Annotated in this window: 21 protein-coding genes, 1 rRNA gene and 1 riboswitch; of the genes, 6 read left to right on the forward strand and 16 right to left on the reverse strand. The window is 69.7% G+C overall.

The annotated features are described in order from the left end of the window. Positions 1-65 precede the first annotated feature (65 nt). The 3 genes from nadC to nadA all read right to left on the reverse strand — a co-directional run bounded on the left by nadC (position 66) and on the right by nadA (position 3814). On the reverse strand, positions 66-926 hold the full coding sequence (gene nadC, locus ABZV58_RS33220; RefSeq protein ID WP_355004142.1) for a carboxylating nicotinate-nucleotide diphosphorylase: 861 nt from the start codon (positions 924-926) through the stop codon (positions 66-68). A gap of 58 nt (positions 927-984) precedes the next feature. Next, positions 985-2670, reverse strand: a complete 1686-nt coding sequence (locus ABZV58_RS33225; RefSeq protein WP_355004143.1) for an L-aspartate oxidase — start codon at positions 2668-2670, stop codon at positions 985-987. Between the two features lie 100 nt (positions 2671-2770). Then, positions 2771-3814, reverse strand: coding sequence for a quinolinate synthase NadA (nadA, locus tag ABZV58_RS33230; RefSeq protein WP_355004144.1), 1044 nt, complete (start codon positions 3812-3814; stop codon positions 2771-2773). A gap of 76 nt (positions 3815-3890) precedes the next feature. Between nadA and ABZV58_RS33235 the strand changes: the two genes are divergently transcribed. Together ABZV58_RS33235 and ABZV58_RS33240 are read left to right on the forward strand one after the other, a co-directional pair. After that, on the forward strand, positions 3891-4643 hold the full coding sequence (locus ABZV58_RS33235) for an NUDIX domain-containing protein (protein ID WP_355004145.1): 753 nt from the start codon (positions 3891-3893) through the stop codon (positions 4641-4643). A gap of 77 nt (positions 4644-4720) precedes the next feature. Continuing rightward, positions 4721-6154 carry an ATP-binding protein gene (locus ABZV58_RS33240; protein WP_355004146.1) on the forward strand — a complete coding sequence of 478 codons (1434 nt, stop codon included), beginning with the start codon at positions 4721-4723 and terminating at the stop codon, positions 6152-6154. Between the two features lie 65 nt (positions 6155-6219). Here ABZV58_RS33240 and ABZV58_RS33245 read toward each other — a convergent pair whose 3' ends face one another. The 5 genes from ABZV58_RS33245 to bioB all read right to left on the reverse strand — a co-directional run bounded on the left by ABZV58_RS33245 (position 6220) and on the right by bioB (position 9167). After that, positions 6220-6402, reverse strand: a complete 183-nt coding sequence (locus ABZV58_RS33245) for a hypothetical protein (protein WP_355004169.1) — start codon at positions 6400-6402, stop codon at positions 6220-6222. Positions 6403-6624: 222 nt separating this feature from the next. Further along, positions 6625-7182, reverse strand: coding sequence for a DUF1353 domain-containing protein (locus ABZV58_RS33250; RefSeq protein WP_355004147.1), 558 nt, complete (start codon positions 7180-7182; stop codon positions 6625-6627). A gap of 66 nt (positions 7183-7248) precedes the next feature. Next, positions 7249-7893 (reverse strand): DUF2567 domain-containing protein, encoded by a 645-nt coding sequence (locus ABZV58_RS33255; RefSeq protein ID WP_355004148.1) that lies wholly within the window; start codon positions 7891-7893, stop codon positions 7249-7251. Between the two features lie 23 nt (positions 7894-7916). Further along, positions 7917-8144: a hypothetical protein gene (locus ABZV58_RS33260; RefSeq protein ID WP_097248370.1), complete on the reverse strand. Its 228-nt coding sequence runs from the start codon at positions 8142-8144 to the stop codon at positions 7917-7919. A 9-nt stretch (positions 8145-8153) separates the two neighbouring features. Beyond that, complete coding sequence (gene bioB, locus ABZV58_RS33265; protein ID WP_355004149.1) at positions 8154-9167, reverse strand: biotin synthase BioB; 1014 nt, start codon at positions 9165-9167, stop codon at positions 8154-8156. 133 nt (positions 9168-9300) lie between these two features. Between bioB and ABZV58_RS33270 the strand changes: the two genes are divergently transcribed. Continuing rightward, a complete protein-coding gene (locus ABZV58_RS33270; RefSeq protein WP_355004150.1) occupies positions 9301-9885 on the forward strand; it encodes a TetR/AcrR family transcriptional regulator C-terminal domain-containing protein in 585 nt (194 codons plus the stop codon). A gap of 209 nt (positions 9886-10094) precedes the next feature. On the opposite strand, the gene ABZV58_RS33275 is transcribed toward ABZV58_RS33270, so the two are convergent. The 6 genes from ABZV58_RS33275 to ABZV58_RS33300 all read right to left on the reverse strand — a co-directional run bounded on the left by ABZV58_RS33275 (position 10095) and on the right by ABZV58_RS33300 (position 17240). Continuing rightward, entirely contained in the window at positions 10095-11303 is a 1209-nt protein-coding gene (locus tag ABZV58_RS33275) for an MFS transporter (protein WP_355004151.1), read from the reverse strand. A 283-nt stretch (positions 11304-11586) separates the two neighbouring features. Then, positions 11587-12939, reverse strand: coding sequence for an LLM class flavin-dependent oxidoreductase (locus tag ABZV58_RS33280; RefSeq protein WP_355004152.1), 1353 nt, complete (start codon positions 12937-12939; stop codon positions 11587-11589). After that, on the reverse strand, positions 12936-13718 hold the full coding sequence (locus ABZV58_RS33285) for an ABC transporter ATP-binding protein (protein ID WP_355004153.1): 783 nt from the start codon (positions 13716-13718) through the stop codon (positions 12936-12938). Before ABZV58_RS33285 ends, ABZV58_RS33280 begins: the two co-directional genes overlap by 4 nt. Continuing rightward, a complete protein-coding gene (locus ABZV58_RS33290) occupies positions 13694-14557 on the reverse strand; it encodes an ABC transporter permease (RefSeq protein WP_355004154.1) in 864 nt (287 codons plus the stop codon). The genes ABZV58_RS33285 and ABZV58_RS33290 overlap by 25 nt, the downstream gene beginning before the upstream one ends. After that, a complete protein-coding gene (locus ABZV58_RS33295) occupies positions 14557-15648 on the reverse strand; it encodes an ABC transporter substrate-binding protein (RefSeq protein WP_355004155.1) in 1092 nt (363 codons plus the stop codon). Before ABZV58_RS33295 ends, ABZV58_RS33290 begins: the two co-directional genes overlap by 1 nt. Before the next feature lie 425 nt (positions 15649-16073). After that, positions 16074-17240 carry an alpha/beta hydrolase gene (locus ABZV58_RS33300; protein ID WP_355004156.1) on the reverse strand — a complete coding sequence of 389 codons (1167 nt, stop codon included), beginning with the start codon at positions 17238-17240 and terminating at the stop codon, positions 16074-16076. A 114-nt stretch (positions 17241-17354) separates the two neighbouring features. After that, positions 17355-17419: riboswitch (cobalamin riboswitch) on the forward strand. Between the two features lie 54 nt (positions 17420-17473). On the opposite strand from ABZV58_RS33300, the gene ABZV58_RS33305 reads away from it, so the two are divergent. The 3 genes from ABZV58_RS33305 to ABZV58_RS33315 all read left to right on the forward strand — a co-directional run bounded on the left by ABZV58_RS33305 (position 17474) and on the right by ABZV58_RS33315 (position 21014). Beyond that, positions 17474-18505, forward strand: coding sequence for an iron ABC transporter permease (locus ABZV58_RS33305; protein ID WP_355004157.1), 1032 nt, complete (start codon positions 17474-17476; stop codon positions 18503-18505). 551 nt (positions 18506-19056) lie between these two features. After that, positions 19057-19992 (forward strand): ABC transporter ATP-binding protein, encoded by a 936-nt coding sequence (locus ABZV58_RS33310; protein ID WP_355004158.1) that lies wholly within the window; start codon positions 19057-19059, stop codon positions 19990-19992. Beyond that, a complete protein-coding gene (locus ABZV58_RS33315) occupies positions 19989-21014 on the forward strand; it encodes an ABC transporter substrate-binding protein (protein WP_355004159.1) in 1026 nt (341 codons plus the stop codon). The genes ABZV58_RS33310 and ABZV58_RS33315 overlap by 4 nt, the downstream gene beginning before the upstream one ends. A gap of 46 nt (positions 21015-21060) precedes the next feature. On the opposite strand, the gene ABZV58_RS33320 is transcribed toward ABZV58_RS33315, so the two are convergent. Both ABZV58_RS33320 and rrf read right to left on the reverse strand, forming a co-directional pair. Then, positions 21061-21531, reverse strand: coding sequence for an SRPBCC domain-containing protein (locus ABZV58_RS33320; RefSeq protein ID WP_355004160.1), 471 nt, complete (start codon positions 21529-21531; stop codon positions 21061-21063). Between the two features lie 116 nt (positions 21532-21647). Further along, positions 21648-21764 (reverse strand): 5S ribosomal RNA (gene rrf / locus ABZV58_RS33325). Positions 21765-21801 lie beyond the last annotated feature (37 nt).

The raw sequence follows: 21801 nt of genomic DNA on the forward strand, positions 1-21801 counted from the left end.
GATCGGATTGCTGGCGAGCGTTCAGCGACGGTCGGCACGCGCCTCTCGGCGCGGCCGTACCCCGCTCACATATCCAAACCGAGGTCCAGCACCCGCACCGAGTGCGTCAACGCCCCCACCGCGAGGTAGTCGACGCCCGTGCGCGCGTAGTCCGCCGCCATCTCCAAGGTCAGCCCACCCGAGGACTCCAGCTTGGTCTCCGGCGCGACGGCATTGCGCCGCTGCACGGCCGCCTGGGTCTGCCAGAGCGGAAAGTTGTCCAGCAGCACCAGTTCCACGTTCTCGGCGAGCACGGCGTCGAGCTGCTCCAGGCTGTCGACCTCCACTTCGCAGGGCAGATCCGGCGCCAGTTCACGCACCGCGCGCAGCGCGTCGACCACCGAACCCGCCGCGACGACGTGGTTGTCCTTGATCAGCGCCGCGTCGCCCAGCCCCATCCGGTGGTTCACCCCGCCGCCGACCCGCACCGCGTACTTCTGCAGGCCGCGCAGGCCGGGCAGCGTCTTGCGGCTGTCGCGAATCGCGCACCTGGTGCCCTCGACCTCGTCGACCCACGCCGCGGTGGCGGTGGCGATGCCGGACAGGTGGCACATCAGATTGAGCATGGTGCGCTCGGCCGTCAGCAGCCCGCGCGTCGGCGCGACGACGCCGAGGACTACGTCACCCCCGTGCACCCGGGTCCCGTCGGCCACCCGCTCGGTGATCTCGTATTCGCTCGCGCCGATCACCTCGTCGAGCACGAGCAGCCCCACGTCGATGCCCGCGACGGTGCCCGGCTGACGGGAGACCACCGAGGCCTTCACCGCCGCGTCGGCGGGCACGGTCGCCATCGTGGTGACGTCCGGTCCGTAGCGCAGGTCCTCGTCCAGCGCGGTGCGAATGAGCGCGAGCACCTCGTCACGGTCCAGTGCGGCGTCCAGCGCCATCAGCGCACTCCTACTCTGTCGGCCCGCGACGGGCGCGGGCGAAAGTCGATATCGGGGTTCACGGAATCGCCAGGGTCAGCGCCGGGGCCTCGGGGTCGTCGGCCAGGCGGGAAGCCAGCGACTCCCCTTCCGGTGAGCCGCCGACCAGGAAGACGTCCGGTCGCCCGTCGGCGTCCAGGCGAATCGGAATGCTGTGCCGCAGCGCCTCGTTCGACTCCGGATGATCGGATCGCGTGTGACAGCCGCGGCTTTCGGTGCGGGCCGCCGCGGCGAGCAGCAGCACGCGGGCGGTGAGCGTCAGCGCGCCGTCCTCCAGTTCGGCGATCCGTCGGGCGGCCAGGTCCTCCGGCGCGGGCGGCACGACGACACTGTCACCGGCGAACCGGCTCGACATGCCGCGCAGCACAGCGCGTTCCAAGGTCGCCGTCGCGCTCGCGAGCCCGTCCCGGTCCCGCACCACGGCGGCGTGCGCGGTCATCGCCTGCTGTAGCGCCGCGCGCGGCGCCCGCGGCATGGTGCGTGGCCGCACGTCGGTGACCTCCGCGGGCGCGCCCAGGCGCTCCACGGCCGCCGCACCGACCCGTTCGCCGACGACCAGACCCTCGAGAAGACTGTTGGACGCCAACCGATTCGCGCCGTGCAACCCGGTCCGCGCCACTTCTCCCGCGGCGTACAGCCCGGGCACCCCGGTCCGGCCGTGCGCATCGGTGACCACGCCGCCGCACTGATAGTGCGCCGCGGGCGCGACGGGAATCAGACCAGCGCGCGGGTCGATCCCCGCGGCGAGGCAGGAGGCGGTGATCGTCGGAAAACGTTGCGCGAAACCATCGATCGAGCGCGCGTCGAGGAAGACGTGATCCGTGCCCAGCTCGCGCATCCGCTCGGCGATAGCCCTGGAGACCACGTCGCGCGGCGCGAGATCGCCGCGCGGATGCACCCCCGCGGTCACCGGATTGCCCTCGGCGTCGACGAGAGTCGCGCCCTCACCGCGCACCGCCTCGCTGATCAGCGGCCGCCGCCCCAGCCCGCCCGGCGTGTACAGCACGGTCGGGTGGAACTGCACGAATTCCAGATCCGCGACCGCCGCACCGGCCCACAGCGCGAGCGCGACGCCGTCGGCGGTCGCGCCGGGCGGATTCGTGCTCAGCGCGTAGAGCTGGCCGAGCCCGCCGGTGGCGAGCAGCACGGCCGGAGTGTGCACCACGCCGAAACCCTTGTCGGACACCGCGATCACACCCTGCACCCCGCTCGGGCCGGTGACCACCTCGCAGGCCGCCGCGCCGAACAGCACGGGCAGACCCGCCGCGTTGAGCGCGCGCTGCACCTCCGCGCCGGTCGCGTCGCCGCCCGCGTGGATGATGCGGCGGGTGCTGTGCCCGCCCTCCCTGGTGCGCGAGATCTGGCCGTCGCGACCGAGATCGAACACCGCGCCGAGGTCGGTCAGCGCCGCGACGGCCGCCTGCCCGCCCTCGACGATGGCGCGCACCGCGCTCGTCTCGCACAGCCCGGCGCCCGCCTCCACCGTGTCCCGTACGTGCGATTCGATCGAATCACCGTGCGGCGCTACGACGGCGATGCCGCCCTGTGCGTACTGGGTGGAGGTGTCGATCGGGCCGCCCTTGCTGAGCGCGAGGACACGCAGCCCGCGCAGCGACGCGGTGCGGGCCGCCGTCAGTCCGGCGACGCCGCCGCCGACCACCACCAGGTCGGCCGAGGCCTCCCACTCGATTACCGGAGCATTCATCTCCGCCAGCCTCTCGTTCCGAGCTCGGGCGCGAACATCGCCGCGCCCGCCGAGGTCATGCGGCGCCGCTACGCGCCCGCCGCATGTCGTCGGCGTCGGCTCACTCGCCGCCGCCCGGATTGCCGATCGCGATCATCCGCTGCACCGAACTGCGGCCGAGCGCCGCGGTTTCCAGATCCACGTGCACCTCGTCGGCGCCCTCCACCAGGCAGCGCAGCAGCGCGGCGGGGGTGATCATCTTCATGTACTTGCAGGAGGCGCGGTCGTTGACGGCCTGGAAGTCGATGCCGGGCGCGGCCTTGCGCAGCTGGTGCAGCATGCCGACCTCGGTGGCGACCAGAACCTGACTCGACTTGGCGGCCTTCGCGGCGTCGATCATGCCGCCGGTGGACAGGATGTGCACCCGGTCGGCCGGGAACGCGCCCTCGCCCGCCAGGTACAGCGCCGAGGTGGCGCAGCCGCACTCGGGGTGCACGAACAACTCGGCGTCCGGGTGGCTGCGCGCCTGCTCGGTGAGCTCGTCGCCGTTGATGCCCGCGTGCACGTGGCACTCGCCCGCCCAGATCTGCATGTTCTCCCGGCCGGTCACGCGCTTGACGTGCGCGCCGAGGAACTGGTCGGGCAGGAACAGCACCTCGCGGTCGGGGTCGATGGAGGCGACCACGTCCACGGCGTTGGAGGAGGTGCAGCAGATGTCGGTGAGCGCCTTCACCTCGGCGGTGGTGTTCACGTAGGACACCACGACCGCGTTCGGGTGCTCGGCCTTCCAGGCGCGCAGCTCGGCGGCGCTGATCGAGTCGGCCAGCGAGCAGCCCGCGCGCTGATCCGGGATCAGCACGGTCTTCTCCGGGCTGAGGATCTTCGCGGTCTCGGCCATGAAGTGCACGCCGCAGAAGACGATGGTGTCCTCGGGCGCCTCGGCCGCGATCCGCGACAGAGCCAGCGAGTCGCCGACGTGATCGGCCACGTCCTGGATCTCGGGCAGCTGGTAGTTGTGCGCGAGAATGGTCGCGTTGCGCTCCCGCGCCAGACGCTTGACCTCCTGCGCCCACTCGGGCGTCGCCGCGACACCCGTGTAGCCCGAGGGCCCGTCGAATACCTGCCCCATCAGCGGAGGCGCCAGTTTCGCACCCGTCGTCGCCATGATGGCTCCCTTCCTCGTGCGGCCGGCAACACCGCCGATTCGCACTCAACCAGGTTTTCGACTTACAATCGAAAACGTGGCCCATAGTAGCACCATCCACGAATCGCTCACCGCGGTGTTCCAGGTTCGCCGCTTCCCCACAAATAAAGGCGCAGTTCAGAGCGCTGCGAGCGGTGTCATGGGCCCGTGCCCGCCCGATCAGCGCACCGAGCTCGCGGTGTTGCTGTGGGAGCGCGCGCTCGACCCGCAGAAGGACACTTGGTCGCTGCCGGGCGGGCGATTGGGCGACGACGAGGATCTGGACGCCTCCGCGCGCCGCCAGCTGGCCGAGAAGGTCGACGTGCGCGAGCTGACGCATCTGGAGCAGCTCTCGGTCTTCAGCAATCCCGAGCGCGTGCCGGGCCCGCGCCGCATCGCGTCGGCCTATCTCGGCCTCGTCCCGCTGACCGCCGAACCGGAACTGCCCGCCGACACCGCGTGGCACCCGGTCTCGGCGCTGCCCGCGATGTCCTTCGATCACGGCACGGTCGTCGACCACGCCCGCACCCGGCTGGCCGCCAAGCTCTCCTACACCAACATCGCCTTCGCACTCGCCCCGTCCGCGTTCACCATGTCGACGCTGCGCGAAATCTACTGCGCGGCATTGGGTTACGACGTCGACACCACCAACCTCCAGCGCGTCCTCGCGCGCCGCAAGGTGATCACCCCCACCGGCGCCACCGCCGCCCCCGGCCGCGCGGGCGGCCGCCCCGCCGCCGTCTACCGCTTCAGCGACTCCGGCCTCCGCGTCACCGACGAATTCGCCGCCCTCCGCCCCCGAGCCGAGTAAGCTTTAATTCATCGCACTAATCTAAGTTAGAATCAATCTAAGTATGATTTCATCTATGTTTATCCGCTGGAGGGTTAGTGGAGTTCACGGGAAGAGCCGCCGACCTCGACATTCTCGCTCGACAGCGCGAGCTCGTCACCGAGAAGGCCGGGGCCACACGCGGTCGAGCGGTCATCCTGACCGGCCGTCGGCGGGTCGGGAAGTCGAGGCTGGTCCAGGAGTTCTGCGATCGCTCGAAGCTCCCTTACGTCGTCTTCCAGGCCACCCGCGCGCGCAACCCGGTAGCCGAGCGCGCCGACTTCATCTCCACCGTCGCCCACTCCACACTCGGTGACGCGGAACTGGTATCCGGCCTGCAGGCCACCGACTGGAACCAAGCGCTGCGTGCCCTGGCCATTGCGATCCCCGACGACTCTCCCACCATCGCGGTGATCGACGAGGTGCCATGGCTGGTCGATCAGGACGGCGAGTACGAGGGTGCGCTGCAGACCGTGTGGGACCGCCATCTGTCGGCCAAGCCCGTTCTCCTGATTCTGGTCGGCAGCGATATCTCGGTGATGGAGGCGTTGCAGTCCCGCGAGCGCCCGTTCTTCGGGCGAGCCGCCAAAATGACCGTCGAACCTCTCCATCTGGCCGACGTTCAGGCGATGACCGAACTCGACGCGGCCGGTGCCATCGACGCTCTGCTGATCACCGGCGGCTTCCCAGAGATCGTTCAGTCGTGGCGGCCCGGCATGAGCAGGGTCGACTTCCTACGCGCTTCGACGGACAACCCGCTGTCACCGCTGCTCGTGGCAGGCGAACTGACGCTGCTCGGCGAGTTTCCGGAAGCCTCGCGATCGCGCGCGGTGCTCGAGGCGGTCGGCAGCGGCGAGCGCACTTTCAGCACCATCGCGGCGCAGGCAGGCGGAGTGGGCGCGCTGCCCGCCGGAACCTTGGCGCCGCTGCTCAATACCCTGCAATCCAAACGAATCGTCGCGGCCGACATCCCGCTGTCGACCAAACCCGACAGCAAGAACAAGCGCTACCGCATCGCCGATTCGTACCTTCGATTCTGGCTTGCCTTCCTACAGCGCGGAATCCCTCTGATCGAACGAGGCCGCGGCGATCTCGCTCGCACGCGTATCGAACGATCCTGGACGGCCTGGCGTGGACGTGCCGTCGAACCACTGATTCGCGAATCGCTACTGCGCCTGCTGCCCGATGAGCGTTGGCCCGATGCCGAGGCGGTCGGTGGGTGGTGGAACCGGCAGAACAATCCGGAGATCGATCTCGTCGGCGCTGATCGTGAGCCGGTCGCCGGTGCCGTCCACTTCCTCGGATCGATCAAGTGGCTGGAGGATCGCCCGTTCGATCGCCACGACTACGACGCCCTCGCCCGGGCAATACTCTCGGTGCCTGGAGCCGACCCTCGCACCCCGCTCGTCGCGGTATCCCGCGCAGGTCTCGGAGCCGAACTCCCGCTGGCGATGCATTGGGGTCCCGAAGATCTCGTCGCCGCTTGGCGCTGAAGCGCCCCGAGCTGCCGGACCATGAACCGGTCATCCAGCCGCGAACTTCGCTACGCCGAGGCGAATCATGCTTCGTGGGAACGGTTTCGGTGTTTCGGGGTGCGGCGGTAATCGCGTTTGCCGGGGATCGGCTGGGCGGCGTTGGAGCGGCGTAGTTCGTAGCGGCGGCGCCAGGCGGTGAGATCCGGGCGTTCGGCGGGGGTTCGGGACGTGTCGGGGTGCGGTGCGGTGTGCGGCCGGGCGTGCATGGTCGTCACCTCCTCCCCTGGGCTCGCCTGTTCGGTTGCCGGATCACGGTATCCACGGCGACGTTCGTGCTCCACCCATTTTTCGACCGTGTACTGCCGCGGCGGGCGGCGCATGGAGCGCGATCGCGGCGCGAGCCTGCCGCAGCGAATCCGCGAATCGGGCGGTGCATGGAGCGGGATCGCGCGTGAGCTTGCCACCGCACGTGATGCACCGAAAAGCGTTCAGGCCGTTTTCATCTGCGGCTTAGGCGGCGGGGCGGGCGTGCGGGTGGCGAGCCGCCCACCGGCCCAGAACACCAGCTCCACCAGCCAGAACAACCACAGGAACAGCGTCACCACGATCACCGGCAGCGCCAGGAACAGCACCGAGGGCACCGCGATCAGCAGGAACAGGACCCAGTCGCGCGGGCTCGCGCCGTCCAACCGGTTCGCCGAGCGCACCGCCGCCCACATCATCCAGCGCCGCGGCACCGAAATGCCGAATTCGCGCAGGCAGCGCCGGAAGAGGCCGTCGGCGTCGGCGCTGCTCACCTCCTGCGAGCGCAGCAGATAGTCGTGCAGGATGGCGGCGCGGGTGTAGGCGCCGTAGCGGGGAATGAGCCAGACCAGCGCGCGCGGCACCGAGGCGAAGTCCGTACGGAAGCCCGTGGGCACGGTGAATTCCTGAACGTCACCCCGATAGACGAGCGGCTCGGACAGCCGCCAGAACTTCGCGTCGATCTCCTCGACGACCGGACCGCCACCGATGAACGCCACGACCCGTTCCTCTCCGAATGCCATGCTTTCCACCATTTTACGTGGTAGAGGCACCAAAACAGCGCGGAGAGACAACGGTTGGGTGACGTGTCAGCGAGCCGGGCGGGGCACCGAATCCGTCCCGCCCTCGGCGGCCGGATCGTAACCGCCGTAGGAGCTCCCGTACGGCGGGAACGCCCCCGCGGTGTCGAACCCGATCGGCGTGAACGGCTCGCTCGGGCGCGAACGACCGAATGCGCTGCCGTAGCCGGTGCCCAGATCCTCCGACGGATTGAGCGCCGCGAGGAACAACAGCACCAGCGAGGCCACCAGCGGCTGCACGACCAACGCGAGCGCCGTGCCGACTTGCGTTGGCAGCTCGATGATCTGGCCGACGGGCGGGTCGTCCGGACGCGGGTGCAGCAGCTCCGCGACCGTCTCCCCCACCAGCGCCATGAAATACGCGCCGATCAGCGAGCCGGACACCAGCCCGAGTTGCAGCAGCGGCCCGCGCACCGTGCGCAGCCGCCAGGCCGCCACGGCGGTGAGCAGTCCGGTCACCGCGCCCGCGCAGACGAACAGCGCGACGGCGTCGAACTGATGGGTGCTCTCGCCGGTCAGCGGCGCGCCGCGTCCCGGTTCGGTGACGAGCAGCTGTTCGGTCGGCGCCAGGAAGCCCCACAGCACGCCGATGAGCACGCTGAACACCGCGACGGCGGCCAAGACGAGCAGCGCGACGCCCGCCTCGGTCCGCACACCCCGCGCCCGCACGGCCGCCACTAGCGGTGTTCCAGACTCTTCGAGTCGATCACGCCGTGCCGCGAGCACTTGGCCCACCAGCCGTCGGGACTCACCTGCACGATCATCCGGCGCCCGCACTGCTCGCAGAACCGCGGCGGCTCGAGGCCGAGCGCGGCCGCGGCGGGCACCGCGTCGTCGAGACCGGGCACGATCCGTTTGCCGGTGAACGGGTTGTAGCGCTCGTCCATATCCATGACAGTACTCATGGCCGGGCCCTACAGCGTTTCGTTGAGCGCCTTGATCGGCATCTTCAACTCACCGAGCAGATCCAGGTCCGCTTCGGCCGGGCGACCGAGGGTGGTCAGGTAGTTGCCGACGATGACGGCGTTGATGCCGCCGAGTATGCCTTGCTTGGCGCCCAGATCACCGAGGGTGATCTCACGTCCGCCCGCGAAGCGGAGGATGGTGCGCGGCAGCGCGAGACGGAACGCGGCGACGGCGCGCAGCGCGTCGGCGGCGGGCAGCACCTCGAGGTCGCCGAACGGGGTGCCGGGGCGCGGGTTGAGGAAGTTCAGCGGCACCTCGTCGGGCTCCAATTCGGAGAGCTGCGCCGCGAATTCGGCGCGCTGCTCCAGGGTCTCGCCCATGCCGAGGATGCCGCCGCAGCACACCTCCATGCCCGCCTCACGCACCATGCGCAGGGTGTCCCAGCGCTCCTCCCAGGTGTGCGTGGTGACGACCTGCGGGAAGTGCGACTTGGCGGTCTCCAGGTTGTGGTTGTAGCGGTGCACGCCCATGGCGGCCAGCTGGTCGACCTGCTCCTGGGTCAGCATGCCCAGCGAGCAGGCGACCTGGATGTCGACCTCGTTGCGGATCGCCTCGACGCCCGCGGCGACCTGTGCCATCAGCCGCTCGTCCGGTCCGCGCACCGCGGCGACGATGCAGAACTCGGTGGCGCCGGTCTTGGCGGTCTGCTTGGCGGCCTCGACCAGGCTCGGGATGTCGAGCCAGGCGGCGCGCACCGGCGACTGGAACAGACCGGACTGCGAGCAGAAGTGGCAGTCCTCGGGGCAGCCGCCGGTCTTGAGGCTGATGATGCCCTCGACCTCGACCTCCGGACCGCACCACTTCATGCGCACGTCGTGGGCCAGCGACAGCAGCTCCTCGAGCCGGTCGTCGCCGAGGCGCAGCACCGCGAGTGTCTGCTCCTGGGTCAGGCCTTCGCCACGCTCGAGCACCTGCTCGCGGGCGATCGAGAGAATATCGGTGTCAACGGGTGCCTGCGTCACTGGACGGATCCCTTCGGCTGAACTGCCTGTCGGCGACGACGCGCCTCGCGCCCGAGGTGGCCGTGCAACTTGAACGGTGTTCAGGCTAGGGTAGCGGTAGGAGTGAGTCAAAACACGACGGGGAGGAATTCGGGTGCAACTGCACAGGGCGGACGTGGTCGACGGCGCCATCGCCATTCTCGACCAGTACGGCCTCGCCGATCTGACGATGCGCAGGCTGGCGAGTTCGCTTCAGGTACAGCCCGGCGCGCTGTACTGGCATTTCCCCAACAAGCAGGCGCTGCTGGGCGCCGTCGCCGACCGCATCCTCGCGCCGATGGAGGATCCGGTGACCGCCGACGAGTGGTCCGGCCAGATCTCCGAGCTCGCGCACCGGCTGCGCGACTGCCTGCTCGCCTACCGCGACGGCGCCGAACTGGTCTCGTCCACCTACGCCTCCCGACTGACCACGAGCAAGGGCCGCGAACGCCTCGCCAGCGCCGCCATTCGCGCGGGCATGCCGCGCCAGGAGGCCGAGCTGGCCGCGTTCACCCTGCTGTACTACGTGCTCGGTCAGACCGTCGACGAACAGTCCCGCATGCAGATGGATTCGGCGGGCGCACTGCCCGAGGACGGCACTCCGATCGACGAAACCCCGGACGCGACAGCCCGTTTCGACTTCGGCCTGCAACTGTTCGTCGCGGGCGTTCGGCACCTGCTGGGCAGCCGCATCCGCTGAGCGGGGCAAGCGTCCGACGCCACCCGATCCGACCGAAGGCCACCGTCACCGGCCCACCACGAGGAAGGTCGCCCTCGGTCGGTGCACTGGGCGGGTGAATGAAAGTCGCTTCCAGTTGGTCTGACCGGATGAAGGTGACCTTCGGTCGGCTGTCGCGCCGACCATTCTGGACGCGGCACTGGTCGCCAGCGGTGTCGCACCCGCGGACGTCACTTCGTCCGCAGTCGACCTGCTACCCCGGGAAACCAGCGGTGCATCGCGACCGCGCCCGCCGCCGCGGAGAACGCCAGTGCGAGAGCCGCCGCGCCGAGCACGGCCACCGAGCCGATCACCCCGACGGCGATCGGCCCCGCGAACATGCCGACGTCGTGGGTGAGCCGCCACGCGCCGAGAAACTCCGCGCGACGCCCTTCCGGTGCGACATCCGCGCCGACGGTCATGATCAGGCCGTTGCTGATCCCGTTGGCCAGCCCGAGCAGCAACGCCGCGACCCCCATGGTGAGCGCGGTGTCCGTCCACGGCAGCACGGCGTAGCCCGCCGCGAAGCAGAGCATGGACGGCACCCCGGTGGCACGGCGGCCACGCCGGTCCAGCCACACACCGGCCGGGTACGACATCAGCACGTCCACCGCACCGGCGACGCCGAAGATGAGGCTGGTGGTCGCTGGACTGAGTCCGATGTGCGCCGCCCACAGCGGCAGCAGTGCCTGGCGGGAGGCGCGCGCCGCGCCGGTCAACAACGCCGCCGACCCCAAAGTCCCTAGCAGCCTGCGGTTTTCGACGACGACGGACCGTAGGGTGTGCGCGCCCGCGTCCTGTTCCCCGTCGACACCGCGGATGCCGACCATCGCCAGACCCGAGAGCACCGTCGTCGCGCACTGCAACCACAGCGCCCCGTTCGGTCCCATCCCGTGCACCAGCCCCGCCCCGAGGAACGGTCCGCAGAAGAACCCGAGCCGGTGCGCGCCCGCCAGCGTCGACAGCGCGCGCCCACGATCGGCGGGCGGCACCACCGCCACGATGTAGGACTGACGGGCCAGCCCCCATACCGCGCCCGCGGCGCCGTTGAGCAGCATGCCCGCGGCCAGCACCACCAGATTCGGCGCGAAGATGGCGGCGAGTACGCCGAGCAGTCCGAGCAGCGAACCGAGACCGACCGCGCCGCGCTCACCGATCCGCGCGACGATGCGCCCGGCGGGCAGGTCGGTGAGCACCATTCCGAGCCCACCGAGCGCGACGATCACACCGGCCAGCCCGACCGACGCTCCGAGGTCCAGCGCACGCAACGCGTACATGGGCGCGGCCGCACCGAAGCCGGTGCCGTACAACGCCATGGGCACGAACACGGACCAGGTCAGGCTGCGCAGCCGCACCGGGTCCGAGGCGAGCGAGGGCTTTTCGGCTAGTTCCCCGCTCACCGCCCCGACCGCCGAGCATCCACGCGGACACCGCATCGACACGCCACCACACCCAGCGTAACCCTCTGCCGCCCAATGGATTCGAAACGTGCCGAGACGGCACGACGCAGCCCGCGGCGGAGCTCGTCACCGGCGCGGCGCAGCTCACCCGCCGACGAGTCGCGTGCCGCGCGACCGAAACGAATCCGATTGCGCACCGGGGCTGTCGAGTGCGTCCACGGTCCCGCGACAACCGCCGTCCCGACGGTCGGACGATGCTCGGAACAGTCGCTGTCCGCCCCGCTCACCGGGCGAGCGCCGGGCGACGGGCGAACCGGCTCTCCGGCCGCGCGAGACCGAAGTGGTCGCGCAACGTGGTTCCGCTGTATTCGGTGCGAAACAGCCCGCGCTCCTGCAGGATCGGCACCACGGTCGAGGTGAAGACCTCGAGTCCGCCCGGGTAGTACGGCGGCATCACGTTGAATCCGTCGGCCGCGCCATTGCGGAACCACTCCTCGATGGTGTCGGCGACCTGCTCGGGGGTTCCGGCGAAGACCCGGTGCCCGCGCGCGCCCGCCAACCTGTGCAGCAACCCGCGCAGCGTCGGACGGTCCCGCTGCACGATGCCCGCCACCACCTGCAGCCGCGATTGCCCGTTGTCGGTGACGTCGCCCGCGCCGTCGAACTCCTCGACCGGGACCAGCTCGTCCAGCGCCAGGTGCCGCAGGCTCTTGCCCGCGATGCTCTCCAGTTGGGCAAGGCCATATTCCGGCACGGTGAGCTCGTTGAACTCGCGCTCGAGCCGTTTGGCATCGGCCTCGGTGTCACCGATGAACGGGCTGATTCCCGGCAGGATCTTCACCTGGTCGGGGTCGCGGCCGAATTCCCGTGCTTTGGCCTTGATATCGGCGTAGAAGGCTTGGGCGTCGGTGAGCCGCTGGTGCGCGGTGAAGATGGCTTCGGCGTAGCGGCCCGCGAAGGACCGGCCGTCATTGGACGCGCCCGCCTGCACCAGCACCGGGTAGCCCTGCGGTGTACGCGCCGCGTTGAACGGTCCACGCACCTTGAGGTATTCGCCCTCGAAGTCGATGCGGTGGATCTTGTCCGGATCGGCGTAGACGCCCGCGGCCTGGTCGAGCAGGATCGCATCGTCCTCCCAGCTGTCCCACAGCGCTACCACGGCGTCGACGAATTCCCGTGCGCGGGCGTATCTTTCCGCGTGGCCGGGATGCCGGTCGAGGCCGAAGTTGGCCGCCGCCAGGTCTGTTCCGGTGGTGACGATGTTCCAGCCCGCGCGCCCGCCGGAGATGTGGTCGAGGCTGGAGAACAGCCTTGCCAGGTTGTAGGGCTCGTAGTACGTGGTGGACGCGGTGGCGATGAGGCCGAGACGCGTTGTGGCCGCGGCGATCGCGGTCAGCAGCGTGATCGGCTCCAGGCCGGGCGCCGCGTTGTGCGCGACATTGGTGCGCAGGGCCGGTCCGTCGGCGAAGAACACCGCGTCGAGTTTCGCGGCCTCGGCGGTGCGGCCGATCTCCTGGTAGTAGGTGACGTCGTAGATCCGGTCGGGACGGCTCTGCGGGTGCCGCCAGGCCGCCTCGTGGTGGCCGGACGGGTAGATGAACGCGTTCAGGCTCAGCTGGCGCGGTCGCTCGGTCATGAGGCTTGCTTCTCTTCCTCGTGAAGATGGGAGGCGGCCGCGTCACCGGCCGCGCTGACAAGGGGGTCGACACCGAGCCCGGCGAGCAGCTGCTCGCGCGCCGCGATGAACTCCGGATCGCTGTGGCGGCGCGGACGTTCCAGCTCGATGCGCAGGTCGATGGCGATGCGGCCGGCGTCGAGGACGAGCACGCGGTCGGCGAGCAACACCGCCTCGTCGACATCGTGGGTGACCAGCAGCACCGCGGGCTTGTGCTTGGCGCACAGCTCCTGCAGCAGCGCGTGCATCCGAATCCGGGTCAGCGCGTCGAGCGCGCCGAACGGTTCGTCGGCAAGCAGCAGCTCGGGTTCGCGCACCAGCGAGCGGGCCAGCGCCACGCGCTGCTGTTCGCCGCCGGAAAGCTCCTTGGGCCAGGCCTTCTCACGGCCACCGAGGCCGACCTCGGCGAGCGCCGCGCGGCCTCGATCCGCCGAACCCGCACCGCTGAGGCCCAGTGTCACGTTGTCGAGCACCCGCACCCACGGCAGCAACCGCGAGTCCTGGAACACCACGGCGCGTTCCGAGGGCACCGCGAGATCGCCGGAACCCGGCACGTCGTCGTCCAATTCGGCCAGCGCGCGCAGCAGGGTGCTCTTGCCAGAGCCGCTGCGACCGAGCAGCGCGACGAATTCGCCGCGAGCGATGTCGAGGTCGATGCCGCGCAATACAACCCGGTCACCGAAGCCGCGGCTGAGGTTTCGGGCACGGACCACATTCAGTCCGCGAGTGTCTGGCGCCATGCCAGCGTCCTCCTTTCCAGTGCGCGCACGGCGATGTCGCCGAACAACCCGAGCAGGCCGTAGATCACCAGACCGACCACGATGACGTCGATCTGGCCGTAGGTACGCGCCTGCGTCATCAGGTAGCCGATGCCGCTGGTGGCATTGACCTGTTCGACCACGACCAGCGCCAGCCACGAGATGGTGACCGCGAGGCGAAGGCCGATGAAGAAACCGGGCAGCGAGCCGGGCAGTGCGATGCGGCGGATGAAGCCCCACCGTGAAAGCTGAACGGTCTCGGCGAGTTCCACGTATCGGGCGTCCACGCTGCGCAGGTGCGCGTGCGTGTTGATGTACACCGGCACCAGCACACTGGTGGTGATGACAATGAGCTTCATCTCCTCGCCGATGCCGAACCACACGATGAACAGCGGGATCAGCGCCAGCGTCGGAATCGCGCGCTTGATCTGAATCGGACCGTCCAGCACCGCCTCTCCGACGCGGCTCAGCCCCGCTGCCAGCGCGAGCACCACGCCGATGGCGACGCCGAGGCCCAAACCGAGACCGGCGCGCTGCACCGAGGTCAGCAGATTGGACTGCAAGCGACCGTCGGCGAGGAGGTCCCCTGCCGTCTGCGCCACCGTCCACGGCGCGGGCAGCGTGTCCGGATCCAGTGTGCCCGTCGCGGATCCGATCACCCACGCCGCCACCAGCAGCGTCGGACCGAGGGCGATGCCGAACGGAATCGGCTTGCCGGGACCGAGCCTGCGCCGCGACACCTTGCCGCGCGCCTGAAGTTCGACGGGCGCTGTCGTCGCCCTGCCGAATCGGCCGAGTACGCCCGCTTCGAGTGTCGCCATCACCGCTCCTTCGGTTCGTGGGAAGCGCCGGATTCGGCGACCGCGCGCGTCACGACGGCGTCGTAGCGCAGGTCGAAACCGCTGCTGGCGCTAACTTTCTCGGGCAGTTCGCCCGCGGCGTCGATGGCGTCGATGGTGGACTGCTGCCGGTCGACGAGCCGCTGGTCCAGGTGCGGAAAGGTGTAGGTGCCCAGCGATTCCACGATGCGCCGCGCGTCCTCGGGGCTGACCTTCTGGTTGTCCACGTAGTACTTCTGCGCCCACTCCTCGCGATGGGTGTTCACCCACTGGTAGGCCCGGACATAAGCGCCGACCAGTGCGCCGACCGCGGCCGACTTGGCCGGATCCTGCGTCACCGCGCGCCGCGCGTACAGGTAGGCCAGTCCGCCGTAGATGCCCGCGGTCTCGGAGTCCGAGATCACCGACGTGCCGGGCGTGCGCAGCAGGCGGGTCACATTCGGCTCGATCAGCGGGGCGATGTCGACCTGGCCGGTGCGCACCGCGTCGAGGAACTCGGCCAGCTGCAACCGGACCAGCTGCACGTCGCCGATCTTCAGCCCGGCCTTGTCCAGCGCGCGCAACACCGCGGCCTGCTGTGCCGTGCCCTCGGCGTAGGCGATCTTCTTGCCCTTCAGATCGGCCAGCGTGGTCGCGGTGCGGCCGGGCGCGACCGCCAATTTCAATGCGGCGGGGCTCGTTTGCTGCGCGCCGACGATCGGCACGTCCTGACCCGCGACCAGCGCGTGGATCGGCGGCACGTCGCCGACCGGCGCCACGTCGGCCGCGCCCGCGCGGAACGCCTCCAGAATGGCGGGACCGCCGACGAAGTTGGCGAACTCCACCTGGAACGGCAGCTTGTCCAGTTCACCGGAGAAGCGCAGCACGCTCTGCAGGCGCTCCTGCTGATCGGCGACGATCAGCTTGGTGCCAGCGGGCACCTCGGTCGGCAGCGGCGAATTGGCGGTGTCGACGACCGGTGTGTCGTCCTTCGCGCAACCGGTCAGCCCGAGGATCGCAGCGGTCGCCACGGCGAGCAAGGCGGCGGTGGTGCGGCCACGGAGGCCGGGTAAGAACGTACTCGGTCGAAACATGCTGGGTAGTCAAGCAGGACGAAACAGACCCGAACACGGTTAACGGCAGCATGATTCGAACCGGTGTCAGACCGCACTGCCGCGCTGTGCTCAATTCGCGCCACCGCGCTATCCGACCACCGCGACGCTGTGCCGTCCGACCACCGCCGCACTCTGCCGACCCGGCTCCCGCGGGACTGTGCCAGCGCGCCACCGCGGTGCCTTACTCGACCCGGAGCCGCCGCGCTGCGACAGCCGCCGACCACCGCGCGGCGCTGTGCCAGCCCGCCACCGACGCGCTGGGTCAACCCGGCGCCGCCGCGCTGGATCAACCTAGTGCCGCGGCGCTGGATCAACCTGGCGCCGCAGCACTGGATCAACCCGCCACCGACGCGCTGGGCCAACCCGGCGCCGCAGCACCGGATCAACCCGGCGCCACCACTGGATCAACCCGGCGCCGCGGCACTACGCACCCCCCGCACCTGATCCAGATACCGCTGTATGAACGGCATGACCTGCTGGTCGATGACCTTGTTGTACTCCTGCGGCGCCTGCCTCGGGTTGGCGTGACCGGTGTTGCGTGGCAGCACGACGAGCAGGCTGCCGTCCACTCCGCCCGCGCGCTCGACGAGCACCTGGTGCGAGTACTCGACATCGACGACACGGTCCCGCTCGGCGTCGCGCGGCCGGATGAACACGATGGCCGGGCGCGGTTTGCCGTCGACCGGACGGGACAGCGCGCGCAGATTGTCGATCGCGCCGCCACCGACGATGGCGAGGAACTGCGACTCGATGAGCCCGTTGCTCGCGGCGTTGCGCGACAAGACCTTCTCGGTCGCGACTTCGGCCAGCACGTCGCCCAGTTCGCCGAACCGGATCGTCGGCACCGGATCGGCGGCGCGAACGACGAACCGCTCACGGCGCGCGTAGGTCTCCACGGCGAGTCGCAGGGCCCGGCTCTCGCGCGCCCCTGGCAACCAGCCCATCCAGCGCAGCATGTCCTCGCCGCGGCCGCGACTCTCCGGGCGCACCGCGTTCAGATCGACGGGGGTGCAGTCCAACAGCACGCCGGCCAGCCGCCGGTCGCTGCCCAGATGGATGTGCTGCCCGACCTCCAGCGCGATGACCCCGCCCATGCTGTGCCCGACGAGCACGATGTTCCGCACGCCCGACATCTGCGCGGCGCGGACGACGAGCTCGGCGATCACCTTGCTGTCGATGCCCTGATTGTCGTATTTGATGGCCCAGACCACGCCCATCCGCCGCAGCGCGGGCAACGACGCCGCCGTGTCGGAGGCGTTCAGGCCGCCCAGTCCGACCAGATCGACGACCGCGGTGTCCCAGTTCTCCTCCCGCGCGGGCGTCGCGACGGGGAGCAGCGCGGGCTCGGTCAGCGCGAGTCTGGCGCGCTCGGGGGCGACATCGTGCACCCAGTACTGGATGAACACGGTGAGTACGAGTATCAGCAGTGCGGCGACCCGCAGCAGTGTCAACCTGGTGCGGCGCAACGTCGTCCACCGGTGCCCGAGGCGGGTCTCCCGGAGCCGAGCCTTCCGTCGCGCATCATCCCAGTCGGTGACGGTGGACGGGTGCCGATCGTCCAACGGCGACATCTCTTCACGGTATCGACGGATGCGAAGGGCTGCCACGTAGTCACCGCCGAACGACCCGGACGCCTGGAAAAGCCAACTGACCGGTAGAGTTTTGGCGTCATCCCCGGCGGGTGCGGGAATCCGGTGAGAATCCGGAACGGTCGCGCCACTGTGATCGCCAACACGGCGAAAGTCAGACCTCCCCTGCCGAGCCATCTCTGGAAGGGCCGCGACTTGCCTGTGGAGCACCGCCGATGATCCGTGTCCGGACATCGATCGCCAACCCGACGCTGTGCGCGCTGCTCGCCGTCGCGATGATCATCGCCACCGGTTTCGGCGCCGAGACACTGCCCGTCTCCTCGGTGACCGAGGTCCTGCGCATGCGCCTCGTCGGCGGGACTCCCACCGACCTCGCGCTGGACACCATCGTGTGGCAGCTACGCGTGCCGAGGACGCTGCTGGCGGCCGTGGTCGGCGCGGGACTGGCCTTGGCAGGCGCCGCGATGCAGACGCTCGTGCGCAACCCGCTGGCCGATCCATTCCTCCTCGGTGTGTCCTCCGGCGCGGGCGTCGGCGCCGCGGCGGTGATCACCTCCGGGCTGTTCGCCGGCGCGGGGGTATGGGCGCTGTCCGGCGGCGCGCTGATCGGCGCGTTGGCGGCGGCCGCGCTGGTCTTCCTGATCGCCGTCGCACAGGGTGGTCTGACACCGCTGCGCCTGGTACTCACCGGCACCGTCCTCGGTTCCGCGTTCGCCGCGCTCAGCAGCTATCTCGTGTTCCGCAGCTCGGATCCAGCTGCCGCGCAGTCGGTTCTGTTCTGGCTGCTCGGCAGCCTGGCGGGCGCGGACTGGACCACCCTCGGACTGCCCCTCGCCGTCGTACTGGCCTGCGGGGCCGCGCTGCTGGCCGCCGCGGGGTGGCTGGACGCGCTCACCCTCGGCGCCGACACCGCGGTGTCGGTGGGAGTTCCGGTGAAGCAGTTACGGATCGCGCTGTTCGTTCTGCTCGCCGTGCTCGTCGGCGTGCTCGTCGCGGTATCGGGCGGTATCGGGTTCGTCGGCTTGGTCGTGCCGCACGCCGCCCGCCTCCTCGTCGGCCCGCGCCACCGGGGTCTGCTGCCGGTCTGCGCCCTGTGCGGCGCGCTGTTCCTCGTCGTCGCCGACGCCGCGACCCGGATCCTGGTGCCGCCCACCGAAATCCCGGTCGGCGTGCTGACCGGCCTGATCGGCGCGCCCACGTTCCTGCTGCTCCTCGGTCGTCGGCGCTACCGGTTCGGTGACGCGTGAGCGCGGAGGGTAGATACGAGGTCGGCGAAGACCTCACGCCGCTGAGCACCGACGCGAACCGCGCCACCGTCGGCGAGCCACAACCGTGCGGCGCAGGTCGGCCCGCCCGGCATCGAGACGGCGAACCGCCCCCTGCCACCGCCATAGCCGACGACCGAACTCAGTGCGGCACATCACCGATATCGGAGTCGACACCGGACGGCGGGCTGTCAGGCGAGACGATCGCGGCCCGGGTGCCGCCGTCCCCAGGCGGCGGGCATCACCCCGGCCGGGCTTTCCGCCTCGAGCCGGTCAGCCCGCACCTCACGGCGATAGCGGACCGCGATCGACTCGGTGCCTGGCGACGACTGTTTCGACGCCGGACTCGACCGGGGTCGACGGGCGAGATGGGCGATGCGACGGAGAACAGCAACGGATCGCCGTACGCGACGGCCCATTCACCGTCGCCTGATCCGGCACAGCGGACAACCCGCGGCGAAGACACGGCCACCGGTTCGCGGGTGGAGGCACGCGCGACGGCCCGATTCGACGCATCGGCAGGAAGCCCGCGCGTGACACCAGGAAGCGACGACTTGGACGCCTCCGCGACAAGCCCGAACGTGGCAGCAAAAGCCGACGACTTGGACGCCTCGACGACAAGCCCGCCTGTGGCAGCAGGAGCCGACACCGACTTGGACGCCACCGCACCGAGCCCGCACAGGAGAGCAGGAGCCTATATCGACGCCGCCGGGTTGACGTGCGCGGTCGGGCGACGGGATGTCGTGGTGGACGCGTCGTTCACGGTCCGAGCCGGGGAAGTCGTGGGGATCGTCGGTCCCAATGGGAGCGGCAAGACGACATTGCTGCATGTGCTCGCGGGCGTGCGGCGGCCGACGGCGGGGCGAGTCCACGTGGGTGGTCGCGCGCTGCACGAGCTGTCGCCGCGCGAGCGTGCCAAGACCGTGGCGCTCGTCGCCCAAGACGAACGGCCGCCCGCCGATCTGCTCGCGGGCGAAGTGGTGGCGCTGGGCCGCACGCCTTATCTACCGCCGTGGGGCGTCGGGTCACCGCGCGAGCGGCATGTGATCGAGGAGGCGCTGGCGGCGGTCGACCTGGCGGGCTTCGCCGAGCGGCCGGTGCACCGGCTCTCCGGAGGCGAACGGCAGCGGGTCCTGTTGGCGCGGGCGCTCGTGCAGGACACGCCAGTGCTGATATTGGACGAGCCGACCAATCACCTGGACATCACCCATCGGCTGGAGCTGTTGGCCTTGGCCCGCACCCTGAACCGCACCGTGGTCATGGCCCTGCACGAGCTCGCTCTTGCCGACCGCTATTGCGACCGAATCCTGGTGCTGCACAACGGCCGCGCGCGTCCGCCGGAACCGCCCGAGACGGCGCTGCGGCCCGAGGTGGTCGCATCCGTCTTCGGTGTGCGCGCGACCCGCGTCGCGCATCCCGACACCGGCGAAACCCACCTGTTGATCACCCCGCGAGAGGCGACACCATGAAGAACACGTCCCGAATGCTGGCCGCCGCCACGCTCGCCGCCACCTTGGCGGCCTGTGGCAACCAGTCCCCTGCGGCGGGTGCGCTCACCGTCCACAACTGCGACCGAGACGTCCAGTTCCCCGCGCCCGCGCAGCGGATGTTCGTCAACGACGGCAACCTCATCTCCATGGCGCTGGCACTCGGGGCCCAAGACCAGGTCGTAGCCGTCTCCAGTCTGCAGCGCGACGCCGACACACTGCGCCGCCACTACGGACCCGTGGTCGACTCACTGAAATCCGTTGCCCCCGAATATCCCGCGCGCGAGACCGTCCTCGCCCAGCGCCCGGACGTCATGATCGCGGGCTGGAGCTACGGCTACGACGAGGCGAAGAACCTCACTCCCGACTCGTTGGACAAGGACGGCGTCGCCGCGTACGTGCTCACCGAGAGCTGCCGCCAGCGCGAGGGCGAACGCCAGCGCGGAATCGTGGAACCGTGGACGGCGCTGCGCACCGATCTCACCAACCTGGGCGCGATCACCGGACGCGCCGACCGCGCCACCGAACTCACCGCAGACCTGGATGCCAGGCTCGCCGCCCTGCGTTCCGCACCGCAGCCCGAGCACAGGCCGACCGTCTTCCTGTTCGACAGCGCCAGCGACACGGTGTTCTCCAGCGGCAAATTCGGTGCGCCGCAGGCGATCCTCGACGCGGCGGGTGCGCGCAACATCCTCGACGACGTAGAGGACACCTGGACCAGAGTCTCCTGGGAGCGGCTGGCCGCGGCCGACCCGGACGCCATCATGTTCGTGGACTACCCGAAGCAGTCGTTCGAGCAGAAGGTCGAGATGCTGCGCGCCAAGCCCGGCATCAATCAGCTGCGCGCGGTGACCGAAGGTCGCTTCCTCAACCTGCCGTATGCGTTGTGGACGAGTGGGCCGCTCAATATCGACGCCGCCGAGCAGATCCGTAAGCAGTTGGAGCGGTGGAACATGCTGCCGCCCTCCGGAATCGAGCCCCGCGTGGACGACGCGGTGCGCTGACCGAAAGCACTATCTCTGTCGAGTTCGGTCCAGTGAACCGGCTCGCTCAGTCGAGCGAGCCGGTTTCCGCGAGCGTGGCGAGTTTGGCCAGCGCGAGGCGCCAGCCCAGTTCGTTGTCCTCCGGTTTCACCGCGCTGGGCAGGCCCTCGTGGATCGCCACCAGATCCGTGCCGCCGTCGGCCGCGTCGGAAAGGGTGACGGCGACGGTCATCTCGCCACCGGCGGCTGGGTCGTCGGTCTCGAATTCGAGAATCTCCACGACCTGTTCGCCAGGGATCAAGGTGACGAAACGCCCCTGATAGGTGTCCGATCGGTCGGTGGTCTTGCCGGTGTCGGTCGGGCCGTCGTAGGTGAGGGTGATGCGGAACCGGCCGCCCTCGCGCGGCTCGAATTCGTGGACGTGGCTGGTCATTCCAGTGGGAACCCGCCACCGCGCCACCGCGTCGGCGTCCAGCAACAAGCCGTAGACCGTCGACCGCGGTGCGCGAATGTGCTTGCCGATCCTGGTGCTGGACATGTGCACCACGGTAGTCCGAGACTTCGGCGCGCAGGAGCCTTGCCGCGCAGGAGGTCTTCCGTGCCCTGAAAACGCCGAAAGCCCCCGACCGAAGTCGGGGGCTTTCGCGAATGATGTTCCGGCGGTGTCCTACTCTCCCACACCCTGTCGAGTGCAGTACCATCGGCGCAGGTGACCTTAGCTTCCGGGTTCGGAATGGGACCGGGCGTTTCCCCACCGCTATAGCCGCCGTAACTCTATGAAACTATCCACACCAACAGCGCACACACC

Origin of the sequence: Nocardia sp. NPDC004654 (assembly GCF_040609595.1) — a bacterium.
Lineage (GTDB): Bacteria > Actinomycetota > Actinomycetes > Mycobacteriales > Mycobacteriaceae > Nocardia.